Origin of the sequence: Pseudomonas sp. S4_EA_1b, assembly GCF_016307435.1 — a bacterium.
Lineage (GTDB): Bacteria > Pseudomonadota > Gammaproteobacteria > Pseudomonadales > Pseudomonadaceae > Aquipseudomonas > Aquipseudomonas rhodesiae.
In genome coordinates, this window is sequence record NZ_JAEILC010000100.1 from 54,191 (window position 1) to 69,474 (window position 15,284).

Annotated in this window: 20 protein-coding genes; 14 read left to right on the plus strand and 6 right to left on the minus strand. The window is 61.7% G+C overall.

Translation table 11 applies throughout. The features are described from left to right. The first annotated feature begins 59 nt into the window (after positions 1-59). Genes pyrR through YA0848_RS27770 form a run of 3 tightly spaced genes read left to right on the plus strand, consistent with a single transcriptional unit; the run spans position 60 to position 2,863 of the window. A complete protein-coding gene (gene pyrR, locus YA0848_RS27760) occupies positions 60-566 on the plus strand; it encodes a bifunctional pyr operon transcriptional regulator/uracil phosphoribosyltransferase PyrR (protein WP_034139672.1) in 507 nt (168 codons plus the stop codon). A 24-nt stretch (positions 567-590) separates the two neighbouring features. Then, positions 591-1,595 carry an aspartate carbamoyltransferase catalytic subunit gene (locus tag YA0848_RS27765; protein ID WP_034101265.1) on the plus strand — a complete coding sequence of 335 codons (1,005 nt, stop codon included), beginning with the start codon at positions 591-593 and terminating at the stop codon, positions 1,593-1,595. Further along, complete coding sequence (locus tag YA0848_RS27770) at positions 1,592-2,863, plus strand: dihydroorotase (protein WP_034101266.1); 1,272 nt, start codon at positions 1,592-1,594, stop codon at positions 2,861-2,863. The genes YA0848_RS27765 and YA0848_RS27770 overlap by 4 nt, the downstream gene beginning before the upstream one ends. Positions 2,864-2,925: 62 nt before the next feature. Here the strand turns inward: YA0848_RS27770 and YA0848_RS27775 are convergent, their stop codons facing one another. Beyond that, complete coding sequence (locus tag YA0848_RS27775; protein ID WP_034101268.1) at positions 2,926-3,354, minus strand: NINE protein; 429 nt, start codon at positions 3,352-3,354, stop codon at positions 2,926-2,928. A 250-nt stretch (positions 3,355-3,604) separates the two neighbouring features. Between YA0848_RS27775 and YA0848_RS27780 the strand changes: the two genes are divergently transcribed. Next, on the plus strand, positions 3,605-4,243 hold the full coding sequence (locus YA0848_RS27780) for a C40 family peptidase (protein WP_034101269.1): 639 nt from the start codon (positions 3,605-3,607) through the stop codon (positions 4,241-4,243). 81 nt (positions 4,244-4,324) lie between these two features. Here YA0848_RS27780 and YA0848_RS27785 read toward each other — a convergent pair whose 3' ends face one another. Further along, on the minus strand, positions 4,325-5,359 hold the full coding sequence (locus YA0848_RS27785; RefSeq protein ID WP_034101270.1) for a type IV pilus twitching motility protein PilT: 1,035 nt from the start codon (positions 5,357-5,359) through the stop codon (positions 4,325-4,327). Between the two features lie 57 nt (positions 5,360-5,416). Here YA0848_RS27785 and YA0848_RS27790 point away from each other — a divergent pair, with 57 nt between their 5' ends. From YA0848_RS27790 to YA0848_RS27830, 9 genes are all read left to right on the plus strand, one after another. Continuing rightward, entirely contained in the window at positions 5,417-6,103 is a 687-nt protein-coding gene (locus YA0848_RS27790; protein ID WP_034101271.1) for a YggS family pyridoxal phosphate-dependent enzyme, read from the plus strand. Between the two features lie 33 nt (positions 6,104-6,136). Next, complete coding sequence (gene proC / locus YA0848_RS27795) at positions 6,137-6,955, plus strand: pyrroline-5-carboxylate reductase (RefSeq protein ID WP_034101272.1); 819 nt, start codon at positions 6,137-6,139, stop codon at positions 6,953-6,955. A 24-nt stretch (positions 6,956-6,979) separates the two neighbouring features. Continuing rightward, the gene (locus tag YA0848_RS27800; RefSeq protein WP_047881718.1) at positions 6,980-7,567 is read left to right on the plus strand and encodes a YggT family protein; all 588 of its coding nucleotides are present in this window, start codon (positions 6,980-6,982) and stop codon (positions 7,565-7,567) included. A gap of 140 nt (positions 7,568-7,707) precedes the next feature. Then, positions 7,708-8,847: a homoserine O-succinyltransferase MetX gene (gene metX, locus YA0848_RS27805; protein WP_034139676.1), complete on the plus strand. Its 1,140-nt coding sequence runs from the start codon at positions 7,708-7,710 to the stop codon at positions 8,845-8,847. A gap of 7 nt (positions 8,848-8,854) precedes the next feature. Then, positions 8,855-9,475 carry a methionine biosynthesis protein MetW gene (gene metW / locus YA0848_RS27810; protein ID WP_034101277.1) on the plus strand — a complete coding sequence of 207 codons (621 nt, stop codon included), beginning with the start codon at positions 8,855-8,857 and terminating at the stop codon, positions 9,473-9,475. 21 nt (positions 9,476-9,496) lie between these two features. Beyond that, positions 9,497-9,931, plus strand: coding sequence for a DUF4426 domain-containing protein (locus YA0848_RS27815; protein ID WP_034101278.1), 435 nt, complete (start codon positions 9,497-9,499; stop codon positions 9,929-9,931). Then, entirely contained in the window at positions 9,928-10,524 is a 597-nt protein-coding gene (rdgB, locus tag YA0848_RS27820; protein ID WP_034101279.1) for an RdgB/HAM1 family non-canonical purine NTP pyrophosphatase, read from the plus strand. Before YA0848_RS27815 ends, rdgB begins: the two co-directional genes overlap by 4 nt. 65 nt (positions 10,525-10,589) lie before the next feature. Then, positions 10,590-11,723 (plus strand): radical SAM family heme chaperone HemW, encoded by a 1,134-nt coding sequence (hemW, locus tag YA0848_RS27825; RefSeq protein ID WP_221440366.1) that lies wholly within the window; start codon positions 10,590-10,592, stop codon positions 11,721-11,723. Between the two features lie 17 nt (positions 11,724-11,740). Continuing rightward, entirely contained in the window at positions 11,741-12,064 is a 324-nt protein-coding gene (locus YA0848_RS27830) for a DUF3392 domain-containing protein (protein WP_016972961.1), read from the plus strand. Positions 12,065-12,142: 78 nt separating this feature from the next. Here the strand turns inward: YA0848_RS27830 and trmB are convergent, their stop codons facing one another. From trmB to YA0848_RS27850, 4 genes are all read right to left on the minus strand, one after another. Beyond that, the gene (gene trmB / locus YA0848_RS27835) at positions 12,143-12,868 is read right to left on the minus strand and encodes a tRNA (guanosine(46)-N7)-methyltransferase TrmB (RefSeq protein ID WP_034101282.1); all 726 of its coding nucleotides are present in this window, start codon (positions 12,866-12,868) and stop codon (positions 12,143-12,145) included. A 9-nt stretch (positions 12,869-12,877) separates the two neighbouring features. Then, positions 12,878-13,672, minus strand: coding sequence for a thiazole synthase (locus YA0848_RS27840; RefSeq protein ID WP_034101284.1), 795 nt, complete (start codon positions 13,670-13,672; stop codon positions 12,878-12,880). Between the two features lie 67 nt (positions 13,673-13,739). Continuing rightward, positions 13,740-13,940, minus strand: a complete 201-nt coding sequence (thiS, locus tag YA0848_RS27845; RefSeq protein WP_034101286.1) for a sulfur carrier protein ThiS — start codon at positions 13,938-13,940, stop codon at positions 13,740-13,742. Between the two features lie 71 nt (positions 13,941-14,011). Then, entirely contained in the window at positions 14,012-14,392 is a 381-nt protein-coding gene (locus YA0848_RS27850) for a DUF423 domain-containing protein (RefSeq protein WP_034139680.1), read from the minus strand. A gap of 73 nt (positions 14,393-14,465) precedes the next feature. Here YA0848_RS27850 and mtgA point away from each other — a divergent pair, with 73 nt between their 5' ends. After that, on the plus strand, positions 14,466-15,188 hold the full coding sequence (mtgA, locus tag YA0848_RS27855; protein ID WP_169902995.1) for a monofunctional biosynthetic peptidoglycan transglycosylase: 723 nt from the start codon (positions 14,466-14,468) through the stop codon (positions 15,186-15,188). Positions 15,189-15,284 lie beyond the last annotated feature (96 nt).

Consider the following 15,284-nt stretch of genomic DNA (forward strand, 5'->3'; position numbering starts at 1 on the left):
TTACGTTTGAGCCCGACCCCTGCCGCCACCTCGACGCGCAAGGCCTAGAAGGAGCCACCATGAGCCTGCCCAATCCCGCCGAACTGATCAGCCAGATGGCGATACGCCTCAAGGCGCACCTGGAACACCGCGGCATCCGCGAACCGCGTTTTATCGGCATCCGCACCGGTGGCGTATGGGTCGCCCAGGCGTTGCTCGAAGCGCTGGGCAGCGACGCGCCACTCGGCACGCTGGATGTGTCCTTCTACCGCGACGACTTCAGCCAGAACGGCCTGCACCCGCAAGTGCGCCCCTCCGCCCTGCCCTTTGAGATAGAAGGCCAGCACCTGGTGCTGATCGACGACGTGCTGATGAGCGGCCGCACCATTCGCGCGGCCATGAACGAATTGTTCGACTACGGCCGCCCGGCCAGCATCACCTTGGTGTGCCTGCTGGATCTGGATGCCGGCGAGCTGCCGATCAGCCCCGATGTGGTGGGCGCCACCCTGTCTTTGGCGGCCCATCAGCGGGTAAAATTGTCCGGTCCCACGCCGCTCGAACTCGAACTGCAAGACCTCGCCCCTTAAACCGCCTTGTAAAGAGTCCCCGCGATGACGCCTCTAGATGCCAAGCGCCCGCTGCAGCTCAATGCTCAGGGCCAGTTGCAACACTTCTTGTCCCTCGACGGTTTGCCCCGCGAACTGCTCACCGAAATCCTCGACACCGCCGATTCGTTCCTCGAAGTCGGCGGCCGGGCGGTGAAGAAAGTCCCGTTGCTGCGCGGCAAAACCATCTGCAATGTGTTCTTCGAGAACTCCACGCGCACCCGCACCACCTTTGAACTGGCGGCCCAGCGGCTGTCGGCCGACGTGATCACGCTGAACGTGTCCACCTCGTCGGCCAGCAAGGGCGAAACCCTGCTCGACACCCTGCGCAACCTGGAAGCCATGGCCGCCGACATGTTCGTGGTGCGCCACGGCGACTCCGGCGCCGCGCACTTCATCGCCGAACACGTCTGCCCGCAGGTGGCGATCATCAACGGCGGCGACGGCCGTCACGCCCACCCGACCCAGGGTATGCTCGACATGCTCACGATCCGTCGGCACAAGGGCAGCTTTGAAAACCTCTCGGTGGCCATCGTCGGCGACATCCTGCACTCGCGGGTGGCGCGCTCGAACATGCTGGCCCTGAAAGCTCTGGGTTGCCCGGATATCCGCGTGATCGCGCCGAAAACCCTGCTACCCATCGGTATCGAGCAGTACGGCGTGAAGGTCTACACCGACATGACCGCAGGCCTCAAGGATGTGGACGTGGTCATCATGCTGCGCCTGCAACGCGAGCGCATGGCCGGCGGCCTGCTGCCGAGCGAAGGCGAGTTCTACCGCCTGTTCGGCCTGACCACCACGCGCCTGGCCGGCGCTAAGCCGGATGCCATTGTGATGCACCCGGGGCCAATCAACCGCGGGGTGGAAATTGAGTCGGCGGTGGCCGACGGCAACCAGTCGGTGATCCTCAACCAGGTGACCTACGGCATCGCCGTGCGCATGGCGGTACTGTCCATGGCCATGAGCGGGCAAACCGCGCAACGTCAATTCGAGCAGGAGAACGCCCAGTGAAGCTCAGCATTCTCGGCGCCCGAGTCATCGATCCGGCCAGCGGCCTGGATCAAATCACCGATCTTCATGTGGAAGCCGGCAAGATCATCGCCATCGGCGCCGCCCCTGGCGGTTTCAGTGCCGGTCAGGTTATCGACGCCAAAGGCCTGGTGGCCGCACCTGGCCTGGTGGACCTGAACGTCGCCCTGCGCGAGCCGGGTTACAGCCGCAAAGGCAGCATCGCCAGCGAAACCCGCGCCGCCGCCGCCGGTGGCGTGACCAGCCTGTGCTGCCCGCCGCACACCAAGCCGATCCTGGACACTTCGGCGGTGACCGAGCTGATCCTGGACCGCGCCCGCGAAGCCGGCAATTGCAAAGTATTCCCTATCGGCGCCCTGAGCAAAGGCTTGGAAGGCGAGCAACTCGCCGAGCTGATTGCCCTGCGCGATGCCGGTTGCGTGGCGTTCGGCAACGGCCTGGAAAGTTTCCGCAGCACCCGCACCCTGTGCCGCGCTTTGGAATACGCGGCCACCTTCGACCTGACGGTGATCTTCCACTCCCAGGACCGCGACTTGGCCGAAGGCGGCCTGGCCCATGAAGGCGCCGTGGCCAGCTTCCTCGGCCTGCCGGGCATTCCCGAAACCGCCGAGACCGTGGCCCTGGCCCGTGACCTGCTGCTGGTGGAACAAAGCGGCGTGCGCGCGCATTTCAGCCAACTGACCAGCGCCCGGGGCGTGGCCCTGATCGCCCAGGCCCAGGCCCGCGGTTTGCCGGTGACGGCGGATGTGGCGTTGTATCAGTTGATCCTGACGGATGAGGCGCTGATCGACTTCTCCAGCCTGTACCACGTACAACCGCCCCTGCGCACCCTGGCCGACCGTGACGGTTTGCGCGCAGCGGTGAAGTCCGGCGTGGTCTCGGCGATATCCAGCCATCACCAACCCCACGAGCGCGATGCCAAACTGGCACCGTTCGGCGCGACCGAGCCAGGCATCAGCAGCGTCGAACTGTTGTTGCCACTGGCGATGACATTGGTGGAAGAAGGCTTGCTGGACCTGCCGACGCTGCTGGCACGCTTGAGCAGCGGGCCTGCCGAGGCATTGCGCCTGCCGGCGGGCAAGCTGGCGGTGGGGGCGGCGGCGGACCTGGTGCTGTTTGATCCGGCCCGTTCTACCGTGGTGGGCGAGCAGTGGCTGTCCAAGGGCGAAAACTGCCCGTTCATCGGCCATAGCCTGCCTGCGAGCGTGCGCTACACCTTGGTGGATGGGCGCATCAGCTACCAGGCCTAAAAGGTCGTCGCGAAAAAGGGTGGGAGGGAGCTTGGCCCCTCCCACCTTTTCAGCTTGAGAGATCAGCGTCCGTTATTGCGCTCGGCATTGCGGATGGATATCTGGGTATTCAACGTCCAGAAGTCATACAACACCCCCACCAGAAACAAACCACCGGTCAGCAGGTAGATCAAACCGGTGATCCACTTGCCCTGGTACATGCGGTGCACGCCGAATACGCCAAGAAATGCCAACAGTATCCATGCGACGTTGTATTCGATGGGCCCGGCGGTAAATCGCAGGTCAGCTTCGCGGTCCATGGCGGGAATCAGAAACAGGTCGATCAACCAACCGATACCCAGCAAGCCAAACGTGAAAAACCAGATCGTGCCGGTCACGGGCTTGCCGTAATAAAAGCGATGGGCACCGGTAAAACCGAAAATCCAGAGCAGGTAACCAATCACCTTGCTGTGGGTATCTTGCTGCGGACCAATCTGTTGATAGGTGTTCATCGCGTACCTCTTTTGCCTCGATAGATAAATTTTTTCACTTTCTTTGTGACTTTTTTACAGGCGCCCGACGTACGGCAAATGGTATCTTCGCTTCCCTGAAAGCCTTATGCCACCTGACCTGTGTAGGACAATTGCGGCGATTCGTCGCGTTTTTCCTGAATTTGACCCCAAGGTTCAGTCGACAAACGGCCTGAGAACGACACAAAAAGCTGTTATAAAGTTGCGCGCAAACCCATAAGAGCCACGCCTAATGCGACCATTTTTCAAGACATGGCTAACCATTTGCCTATTAATGCCACTGGCCGCCCACGCCACCAATCGTGAGCAACGACTTCCCAACGTCAACGGTTTCACCCCTAAAGTCCACAGCACACCGAGCACCGCCAAAGCGGCCAAGCCGACCGTCAGCCGTCCGACTCAACTGAGCAAGGCCCACGGTAAAACGACGCCAGGCCTGATGGCCGTCAACACCAAGCAGAGCAGCAACGTGCTCAGCCGCGCGGTGAATGTGCTCGGTACTCCTTATCGTTGGGGCGGCAGCAGCCCAAGTAAAGGGTTCGACTGCAGTGGTTTGGTGAAATATGCCTTTAACGATGTAAAAGCGGTGGATTTGCCACGCACCTCCAACGCCATGGCTGCCGGCCACGGTTTGAAGGTCGACCGCAAAGACCTGAAACCGGGCGATCTGCTGTTCTTCAAGTTGAAGAGCCGTCAGGTCAACCACGTTGCCATCTACCTGGGCAATGACCGTTTCATCCACGCGCCACGGCGTGGCAAGTCGGTGAGCATCGACACGCTGAAAAAGCCGTTCTGGGACAAGAACTACGTGATTGCCAAGCGGGTTCTGCCGAAAGAGCAGAACAACAACCTGCGCATCGTGCAACGCTGATCCTGAGCTGAAATGCAGTAGTAAATGTGGAAAGGGGCTTTTGGCCCCTTTCCACATTTGATTTGTGTCACTCACAAACCGTCAGATATCCCCAGGCGCCCTCGCCTTCTCCCGCGCCTCGTCCCGACTGATCACGCCCTGGGCAACAAGCGCCTTCAAACTCATATCCAGTGTCTTCATTCCCAACGCCGCGCCGGTCTGCATCGCGGAGACCATCTGCGCCACCTTGTCCTCGCGGATCAAATTACGAATGGCTGGCGTACCCAGCATGATTTCATGAGCCGCCACACGCCCGCCGCCGAGTTTTTTCACTAACACTTGCGATACCACCGCTTGCAGCGACTCCGACAGCATCGAGCGCACCATGGCCTTTTCCCCTGCGGGAAAGACATCCACCAGCCGATCCACAGTCTTCGCCGCCGACGTGGTGTGCAAGGTGCCGAACACCAGGTGCCCGGTCTCGGCGGCGGTCAATGCCAGGCGGATGGTTTCCAGGTCGCGCAGCTCCCCCACCAGGATGACATCCGGGTCTTCCCGCAAGGCCGAGCGCAACGCGACCGAAAAACTGTGGGTATCACGGTGCACCTGCCGTTGATTGATCAGGGCGGTTTTTGGCGTGTGGATAAATTCGATGGGGTCTTCCAGGGTCAGGATGTGCTGGCGACGGTGCTGGTTGAGGTGGTCGATCATCGCCGCCAGGGTGGTGGACTTGCCTGAACCGGTAGGCCCGGTCACCAGAACCAGACCGCGTGGCAACTGGGCGATACGCTGGAATACATCGCCCAGGCCCAGTCTCTCCAAACTCAGCACCTCGTTGGGAATGGTGCGAAACACGGCCCCCATGCCACGGTCCTGTTGGAACACATTGACGCGGAATCGCGCCACGCCGGGCAATTCGAACGCAAAATCCGTTTCAAGAGATGTTTCGAAATCCTTTTGCTGATAGTTGTTCAACAAAGGGCTCAGCAGATCGGCCACTTGGGGCGCAGAGAGTGCCGGCCAGTCCATCGGCCAAACTTCTCCATCCACACGTAGCATCGGCGCCAGGCCGGCCGATAAATGCAGGTCGGAGGCGCCACGGCGCACGCTGGCCTCCAGCAATTGAGTGATATCCATAGGGCTTTCCATTTCCAGTAGAATGCCGCGGACTCCATATCCACGGGCGCAACTTGAATGTCGACGATAGCAGACAACATTGGCCTGGTTAGCCAGCGCATCCGCGCCGCGGCCGAGGCCGTGCAACGTGACCCCGACAGCGTCCACTTGCTGGCCGTGAGCAAGACCAAACCCGCTCAAGCCGTGCGCGAAGCTTACGCCGCCGGCCTGCGTGACTTTGGCGAGAATTACCTGCAAGAGGCGTTGAGCAAACAGGTCGAATTGACCGACCTGCCCTTGAGTTGGCACTTCATCGGCCCCATTCAATCGAACAAGACTCGTGCGATCGCCGAGCACTTCGCTTGGGTGCATTCCGTGGACCGTCTGAAAATTGCACAACGCCTGTCCGAACAACGCCCAGCCGAGCTGCCGCCCCTGAACATTTGTATTCAGGTCAACGTCAGCGGCGAGGCCAGCAAGTCCGGCTGTACGCCCGCCGACTTGCCGGCACTGGCGAACGCCATCAGCGCCCTACCGCGCCTGACGTTGCGTGGCCTGATGGCTATTCCGGAGCCGACCGATGATCGCGCCGCGCAAGACGCCGCGTTCGCCACGGTGCGCGACCTGCAAGCCAGCCTGAATCTGCCGCTCGACACACTTTCCATGGGCATGAGCCACGACCTTGAATCGGCCATCGCCCAAGGCGCCACCTGGGTGCGGATCGGTACTGCCCTGTTTGGTGCCCGCGACTACGGCCAGCCATGAAATGGCTGACTTCCCTCTGAGTAAGGACCTGTCATGAGTAACACGCGTATTGCCTTTATCGGCGCCGGTAACATGGCGGCCAGTCTGATCGGCGGTCTACGGGCCAAGGGGCTGGAGCCGGCGCAGATCCGCGCCAGCGATCCGGGCGCCGACACCCGTGCCCGCGTCAGCGCCGAGCACGGCATCGAAACCTTCGCCGATAACGCCGAGGCCATCCGTGGCGTGGACGTGATCGTACTGGCGGTCAAGCCGCAGGCCATGAAAGCGGTGTGCGAAAGCCTGCGCCCCCATCTGCAGCCGCATCAGTTGGTGGTGTCCATCGCCGCCGGCATCACCTGCGCCAGCATGAACGCCTGGCTTGGCGCACAGCCGATCGTACGTTGCATGCCCAACACCCCGGCGCTGGTGCGCCAGGGCGTGAGTGGGCTGTATGCCACCGCCCAAGTGAGCGCCGAACAGCGCGACCAGGCGCAGGAATTGCTGTCCGCCGTGGGCATTGCCCTGTGGCTGGAGCAGGAGCAGCAACTGGACGCAGTCACCGCCGTGTCCGGCAGCGGCCCGGCGTATTTCTTTCTACTCATCGAATCCATGACCGCCGCCGGCGTGAAACTGGGCCTGCCCAAGGACGTCGCCGAACAACTGGCCGAGCAGACGGCCCTGGGCGCCGCGCATATGGCCGTGTCCAGCGATGTGGACGCCGCAGAGTTGCGCCGCCGCGTGACCTCGCCGGGTGGCACCACCCAGGCCGCCATCGAATCGTTCCAGGCCGGTGGCTTTGAAGCCTTGGTGGAGAAAGCCCTGGGTGCCGCGGCACACCGTTCGGCCGAGCTGGCCGAGCAACTGGGCAAATAATCGTCCCTTACGAAGGAATTAATGATGCTTGGACTCAATGACGCCCTCATCTTCATCATCCAGACCCTGGGCAGCCTGTATCTGCTGATCGTGTTGATGCGCTTTATCCTGCAACTGGTGCGGGCGAACTTCTACAACCCGCTGTGCCAGTTCGTGGTCAAGGCCACCCAGCCGCTGCTCAAGCCGCTGCGTCGGGTGATCCCGAGCCTGTTCGGGCTGGACATGTCTTCGCTGGTGCTGGCGCTGCTGCTGCAAATCCTGTTGTTCGTGGTGGTACTGATGCTGAACGGCTACCAGGCCTTTACGGTGCTGCTGTTGCCTTGGGCGCTGATCGGTATCTTCTCGCTGTTCCTGAAGATTCTGTTCTGGTCGATGATCATCAGCGTGATCCTGTCCTGGGTGGCCCCAGGCAGCCGCAGCCCAGGCGCCGAACTGGTCTACCAGATCACCGAGCCAGTGTTGGCGCCGTTCCGTCGCCTGATCCCTAACCTGGGCGGCCTGGATATTTCGCCGATCTTCGCGTTTATTGCCATTCAACTGATACAGAGTTGGGTGATTCCGCGCCTGGCGTTCTATGCATTCATGCCCAAAGAGCTGTTTGGCCTGATCTGACGCGCCGCAACGGTGGGAGGGAGCTTGCTCCCTCTCACTTTTTGTATCTGCACCATTGGATTGCATCCATGCAGGCCTTTGCTTGCCGCTGGGGTCCCCGCTCTTTAGACTTACGCCTCATTTAGACGAGAGCAGGGTCGATGCCAGCTGCCTTCCCCCCCGATTCTGTTGGACTGGTGGTGCCCCAAGTGGCGCACTTCAGCGAACCGCTGGCCCTGGCCTGCGGCCGGTCGCTGCCAGCCTATGACCTGATCTACGAAACCTACGGCCAACTGAACGCCACGGCGAGCAACGCCGTGCTGATCTGCCACGCCTTGTCCGGCCATCATCATGCGGCGGGCTTCCACAGCGTCGACGAGCGCAAGCCCGGCTGGTGGGACAGTTGCATAGGCCCCGGCAAGCCCATAGACACCAACAAGTTCTTTGTGGTCAGCCTCAACAACCTCGGCGGTTGCAACGGCTCCACCGGCCCCAGCAGCCTCAACCCGGAAACCGGCAAACCATTTGGCGCCGATTTCCCGGTGCTCACCGTGGAAGACTGGGTACACAGCCAGGCCCGCCTGGCCGACCTGCTGGGCATCAGCCAATGGGCCGCGGTGATCGGCGGCAGCCTGGGCGGCATGCAGGCGCTGCAATGGACCATCACCTACCCGGACCGCGTGCGCCATTGCCTGGCTATCGCTTCGGCGCCCAAATTGTCGGCGCAGAACATCGCCTTCAACGAAGTGGCGCGCCAAGCCATCCTCACTGACCCCGAGTTTCACGGCGGCTCGTTCCAGGAAGCCGGCGTGATTCCCAAGCGCGGCCTGATGCTGGCGCGCATGGTCGGCCACATCACTTACCTGTCCGATGACTCCATGGGCGAGAAATTCGGCCGTGGGCTCAAGAGCGAGAAGCTCAACTACGACTTTCACAGCGTCGAGTTCCAGGTGGAAAGCTACCTGCGTTATCAGGGCGAGGAGTTTTCCGGGCGTTTCGACGCCAACACCTACCTGTTGATGACCAAGGCCTTGGACTACTTCGACCCGGCCGCCCAATTTGATGACGACCTGGCGAGAACCTTCGAAGCCGCCAAGGCCAAGTTCTGTGTGATGTCGTTCACCACTGACTGGCGTTTCTCGCCGGCCCGCTCCCGCGAGCTGGTGGACGCCCTGATGGCCGCGCGCAAGGACGTCTGCTACCTGGAGATCGATGCTCCGCAAGGCCACGATGCCTTCCTGATCCCGATCCCGCGCTACCTGCAGGCCTTTAGCAACTACATGAACCGCATAACTGTGTGAGAACGCCATGAGAGCCGACCTGGAAATCATCCAAGACTGGATACCCGCCGGCAGCCGCGTGCTCGACCTGGGCTGCGGTGATGGCGAACTGCTGAGCTGGCTGCGGGACAACAAGCAAGTCACCGGTTACGGCCTGGAAAACGACCCGGACAACATCGCCGAGTGCGTGGCCAAAGGCATCAACGTGATCGAGCAGGACCTGGACAAGGGCCTGGGCAACTTTGCCAGCAACAGCTTCGACATCGTGGTGATGACCCAGGCCCTGCAAGCCGTGCATTACCCGGACCGCATCCTCGACGAAATGCTGCGCGTGGGCCGTCAGTGCATCATCACCTTCCCCAATTTCGGGCACTGGCGCTGCCGCTGGTACCTGGCCACCAAGGGCCGCATGCCAGTTTCGGATTTCCTGCCCTACACCTGGTACAACACGCCGAACATCCACTTCTGCACCTTCGAAGACTTCGAAGCCCTGTGCGGTGAGCGGGAAGCCAAGGTGATCAACCGCCTCGCCGTCGACCAACAGCACCGTCACGGCTGGGCGAGTAAACTATGGCCCAACCTGTTGGGCGAAATTGGCATCTACCGGGTCAGCAGCCCCGGTCTGGCCGACCACAAGATTGCCGTCTAATCATTTTCAAGAGGGACGCTCATGAGCCGCCTGGCTGTATTTCTATTGACCGCGTGCCTGGGCGCCAGCGCCATGGCCGCGGACGCTATCGACGCTAATCGCAAGAAAGACTTCGGTGATATCACCGTCCACTACAACACCTTCACCTCCAGCTTCCTGCAACCGGAAACCGCCCAGAACATCGGCGTGGTCCGCAGCAAAGAGAAAGGTCTGATCAACGTCACGGTGATCAAGGGCGTCACCCCGGTGGCCGCGCAAGTGACGGGCACCATCAAGGATTTGGGCGGCAAGAGCGAAATCCTCACCTTCAAGCAGATCAACGAAAAAGGTGGCATCAACTATCTCGCGCCGTACTCAGTGACCCAGCGGGAATACAAGACCTTCACCATCAACGTTGAAACCGGCGGCAAAGCGCATAGCTTCCAATTCAACCAAGAACTGTTTCCGGCCGAATGATGAACCTTAATCAACTGGTACTGGCCAGCCATAACGCCGGCAAACTCAAAGAACTGCAGGCGATGCTCGGTGAATCCGTGCAACTGCGCTCGATTGGTGAATTCAGCCAGGTGGAGCCGGAAGAAACCGGCCTGTCGTTCGTCGAGAACGCCATCCTCAAGGCCCGCAATGCGGCGCGCATCTCCGGCCTACCGGCGTTGGCGGATGACTCGGGCCTGGCCGTGGACTTCCTCGGCGGTGCCCCGGGCATCTACTCGGCGCGCTATGCCGACGGCAAGGGCGACGCGGCCAACAACGCCAAGCTGCTCGATGCCCTTAAGGACGTACCGGATGCCGAGCGCGGCGCGCAATTCGTCTGCGTTCTGGCGCTGGTACGGCACGCCGATGACCCGTTGCCGATCCTCTGCGAAGGCTTGTGGCACGGGCGCATCCTGCACGCGGCCAGTGGCGAGCATGGGTTTGGCTATGACCCGCTGTTTTGGGTGCCGGAGCGCAATGTTTCCAGCGCCGAACTGAGCCCGGCCGACAAAAACCAGATCAGCCATCGCGCCCGTGCCATGGCGTTGCTGCGCCAGCGCCTGGGCCTGAAATGACCCAGAACACCTCCGCGCAGCCGCTGATCCACGGCGGCGCGCAAACACCTCGGGCAGCCTTGCCGATGCTGCCGCCCTTGGCGCTGTACATCCATATCCCGTGGTGCGTGCGCAAGTGCCCCTATTGCGACTTCAACTCCCACACCGCCGGCCCGGCGTTGCCGGAAGAGGCATATGTGGACGCCCTGTTGGCCGATCTCGACCAGGATCTGCACGCGGTCTATGGCCGAGAATTGAGCTCGATCTTTTTCGGCGGCGGCACTCCGAGCCTGTTCAGCGCGACGGCGCTGGGCCGTCTGCTGGAGGGCGTGCAAGCGCGCATCCCGTTCGCCGACGATATCGAGATCACCCTGGAGGCCAACCCCGGCACCTTCGAGCAAAAGAAGTTCGTGGCCTACCGCAAGCTGGGGATCAACCGCTTGTCCATCGGCATTCAGAGTTTCCAGCAGGACAAACTCGAAGCCCTGGGCCGCATCCACAACGGCGACGAGGCCATCCGCGCTGCCGGCATGGCGCGGCAGGCCGGTTTCGATAACTTCAACCTGGACCTGATGCACGGCTTGCCCGATCAGTCCCTGGATGACGCCCTGAGCGACCTGCGCCAGGCCATCGCGCTCAAACCGACGCACTTGTCGTGGTACCAACTGACCCTGGAACCCAACACGGTGTTCTGGAACCAGCCGCCGGCGCTGCCGGAAGATGACACGTTGTGGGATATCCAGGAAGCCGGCCAGGCCCTGCTGGCTGAACACGGTTACGCGCAATATGAAGTGTCGGCCTATGCCCAACCGGGGCGCCCGGCGCGGCATAACCTCAACTACTGGAGCTTTGGCGACTTTATCGGCATCGGCGCCGGGGCCCACGGTAAGCTCAGCCACCCGGATGGGCGCATCGTGCGCACCTGGAAAACCCGCGCACCGAAGGACTACCTCAACCCGGCCAAAAACTTCCAGGCCGGCGCGAAGGAGCTGACCAACGAAGAACTGCCATTCGAGTTCCTGATGAACGCCCTGCGCCTCACCGATGGTGTCGACGCCAGGCTCTACGCAGAGCGCACAGGCCTGGACCTGGCCAGCCTCGACGAAGGGCGCCGCGACGCAGAACAAAGCGGCTTAATGCAGGTCGAACCGTCACGCCTGGCGGCGACCGACCGCGGGCAACTCTTTCTCAATGACCTGTTGCAGAAGTTTTTGAGCTGACGCTCTAAGGAATTCGAATGGATTTGGTACTCGACCTGCTCGCCACCGTATCCCGCTGGAGCCGCAGCAACCTGTCGGAAATCTCCCTGGCACTGGTCGGCTGCTTGCTGGTGCTGTTCGGCGCCGACATCAAAGGCTGGGTCGAAGCCCGCCTGGGCAGCATCGCCGGCGCCTTGCGCGTGCCCTTGATGGCGCTGGTCTGCATGATCGGCAGCGGCGCCGCGCTGATCTACGCCACCCCGTGGATCGTGCGCGGGTTGAGCCAGTTCAACAACTACAGCCTGGCGCCGGTGCTGGTGGTGGTGCTGGTGTTGATTGGGGTCGTCGCGGATCGCCGCTGATCTCAAATCCAACACAAAAAAATGTGGGAGGGGGCTTACCCCCTCCCACATTGAGTTGCCTTGCAAGTCAGTGGCGAGTTACGCCAACTTCTCGAACTTCAAATCCCACACCCCATGCCCCAACCGCTCGCCACGGCGTTCGAACTTGGTAATAGGGCGTTCGGCCGGGCGCGGTACGCATTTGCCGTCTTCGGCCAGGTTGCGGTAGCCGGGGGCGACGTTCATCACTTCCAGCATGTACTCCGCGTAGGGCTCCCAGTCGGTGGCCATGTGCAGGATGCCGCCCACTTTCAGCTTGCTGCGTACCAGCTCCGCGAAGGAAGCCTGCACGATGCGGCGCTTGTGGTGACGGGCTTTGTGCCATGGATCGGGGAAGAACAGCATCAAGCGGTCGAGGCTATTGTCGGCGATGCAGCGGTTAAGCACCTCGATCGCGTCGCAATCGTACACCCGAAGATTGGTCAGGCCCTGGGTTAGCACGCCGTTGAGCAGCGCGCCGACACCCGGACGGTGCACTTCCACCCCGATGAAATCCTGGTCCGGCGCAGCGGCGGCCATTTCCAGCAAGGAATGCCCCATGCCGAAGCCGATCTCCAGGGAACGCGGGGCCGAACGGCCGAACACCTGGTCATAGTCCACCGGCGCGTCGGCAAGCGGCAGCACGAACAGCGGCGCACCTTGCTCCAGGCCCTTTTGCTGGCCTTCGGTCATGCGACCGGCGCGCATCACAAAACTCTTGATGCGGCGGTGCTTGGACGCGTCGTCGGCTTCGGGTGTGTTCGGCGTTTCGTGTGATTCAGTCATCAATGGCTCTTACTTGATCAGACCATCCAGCGGCGAAGAGGCGCTGGCATAGAGTTTTTTCGGCATGCGCCCGGCGAGGTAGGCCAGGCGGCCCGCGACGATGGCGTGGTTCATGGCTTCGGCCATCATGATCGGTTGCTGGGCATGGGCGATGGCCGAATTCATCAGCACCGCGTCGCAGCCCAATTCCATGGCAATGGTCGCGTCGGAGGCGGTGCCAACGCCCGCATCCACCAATACCGGGATCGTGGCTTCTTCGAGGATGATCTGCAGGTTGTAGGGATTGCAGATCCCCAGGCCTGAACCGATCAGGCCGGCCAGCGGCATCACCGCGATACAGCCGATCTCGGCCAATTGGCGCGCGATGATCGGGTCATCGCTGGTGTAGACCATCACGTCGAAACCTTCCTTGACCAGGGTTTCGGCGGCCTTGAGGGTTTCGATCACGTTGGGGAACAGGGTTTTCTGGTCGGCCAGCACTTCCAGCTTGACCAGGTTATGACCATCGAGCAGCTCACGGGCCAAGCGACAGGTGCGCACGGCTTCGACGGCGTCGTAGCAACCGGCGGTGTTCGGCAAGAAGGTGTAGCGGTCCGGCGACAGCACTTCGAGCAGGTTCGGCTCGCCCTCGATCTGGCCGAGGTTGGTGCGGCGTACGGCGAAGGTCACGATTTCGGCACCGGAGGCTTCGATGGCCAGGCGTGTTTCTTCCATGTCGCGGTACTTGCCGGTGCCGACCAGCAGACGGGACTGGTAGGTACGGCCGGCCAGGACGAAGGGCTTGTCGTTACGAACGATGCTCATGGGAAATCCTCGTAATGGGGTGAGGTTCTGCAGAATCCGGGGCGGCGCCATCGCGCCAAGGGGGCGACTAGCCGCCGCCAATGGCGTGAACCACTTCGACCTGGTCGCCGTCGCTCAACGTGGTGCCCTCGTGCTGGCTACGCGGGACGATGTCCTGGTTGAGTTCCACTGCGACGCGACGTCCGGTCAACTCCAGGCGGGTCAGCAGGGCCGCAACGGTTTCACCGTCGGGCAGTTCAAAGGATTCGCCGTTCAACTGAATGCGCATGCCACGGGCCGCCATCGTTTTAAGGGGCCCGCATTCTAGCTCGATTGGCCACCAAAGGTCAGCTCCAAGCGTCAAGCGGTCAGTTGCATGCGCCAGGCAGCCAGGCCCAGAAAGAACCAGCCAAGCAGGAAAGCCAGGCCACCGAAGGGGGTGATGATGCCGAGCTTGCTGATACCGGTCATGGTCAGCACATACAAGCTGCCGGAGAACAGCAGGATGCCGACGACAAACGATACGCCCGCCCAGGTCACCAGCCGACCGGGAATGTGAGCTGCCAGCAAAGCAACGCCGAACAGCGCCAGGGTATGCACCAGCTGGTAGGTTACGCCAGTGTGGAAGATCGCCAGATAATCGGCGCTCAGGCGGTTTTTCAGGCCATGGGCGGCGAAGGCGCCAAGGGCAACGCCCGTGAAGCCAAAAAAGGCAGCCAACATCAGAAAACTACGCAGCATGGGAACTCCAGTCAGACTCATCGGGCAGGGTCTGTATAATGGCCCGCTCAACGGGTTCGGCCAAGCCATCTCTATGCTGCGTGTCCTCTTCAGTCGCTTACTCAAAGTCGTGAAATGGTTTGCCATTGGCAGTGTGTTGCTGGTGCTGCTGTTCCGTGTCGTCCCACCGCCGTTCACTGCGCTGATGGTGGAGCGCAAGATCGAGTCGTGGTTCGATGGCGAACCCATCGACTTACAGCGCACCTGGGTGCCATGGGACGAGATCTCCGACGAACTCAAGGTAGCGGTGATGGCCGGCGAAGATCAACGTTTCCCACAGCACTGGGGTTTTGATTTCGGCGCGATCCAAGCGGCATTAGCGCACAACGAGCGCGGCGGCTCGATACGCGGCGCCAGCACATTAACCCAGCAGGTGTCGAAGAATCTGTTCCTGTGGGCCGGCCGCAGTTACCTGCGCAAAGGCCTGGAAGCGTGGTTTACCGGACTGATCGAGGTGCTGTGGCCCAAGCAACGGATTCTTGAGGTGTACCTCAACAGCGTGGAATGGGACGACGGGGTGTTTGGCGTTGAAGCGGCGGCGCGCCATCACTTTGGAGTGAGTGCCAAGGGGTTATCGCGGCAGCAGGCCAGTTATCTGGCGGCAGTGTTGCCCAACCCTCGGGTGTGGAGTGCCAGTCACCCAACAGCGTACGTGGCGCGGCGCGCGGCGTGGATTCGACAACAGATGAGCCAGTTGGGCGGAGAGGGTTATCTGGTGGAACTGAACAACGCCCGCAAAGCTCCCTGGTCCGACTGACTCAACACAGAACAAATGTGGGAGGGGGCTTGCCCCCGGTGGCGGTGGATCAGTCACACAGAAGTTGACTGACACTCTGAAGTGCGCCCCAAAAGT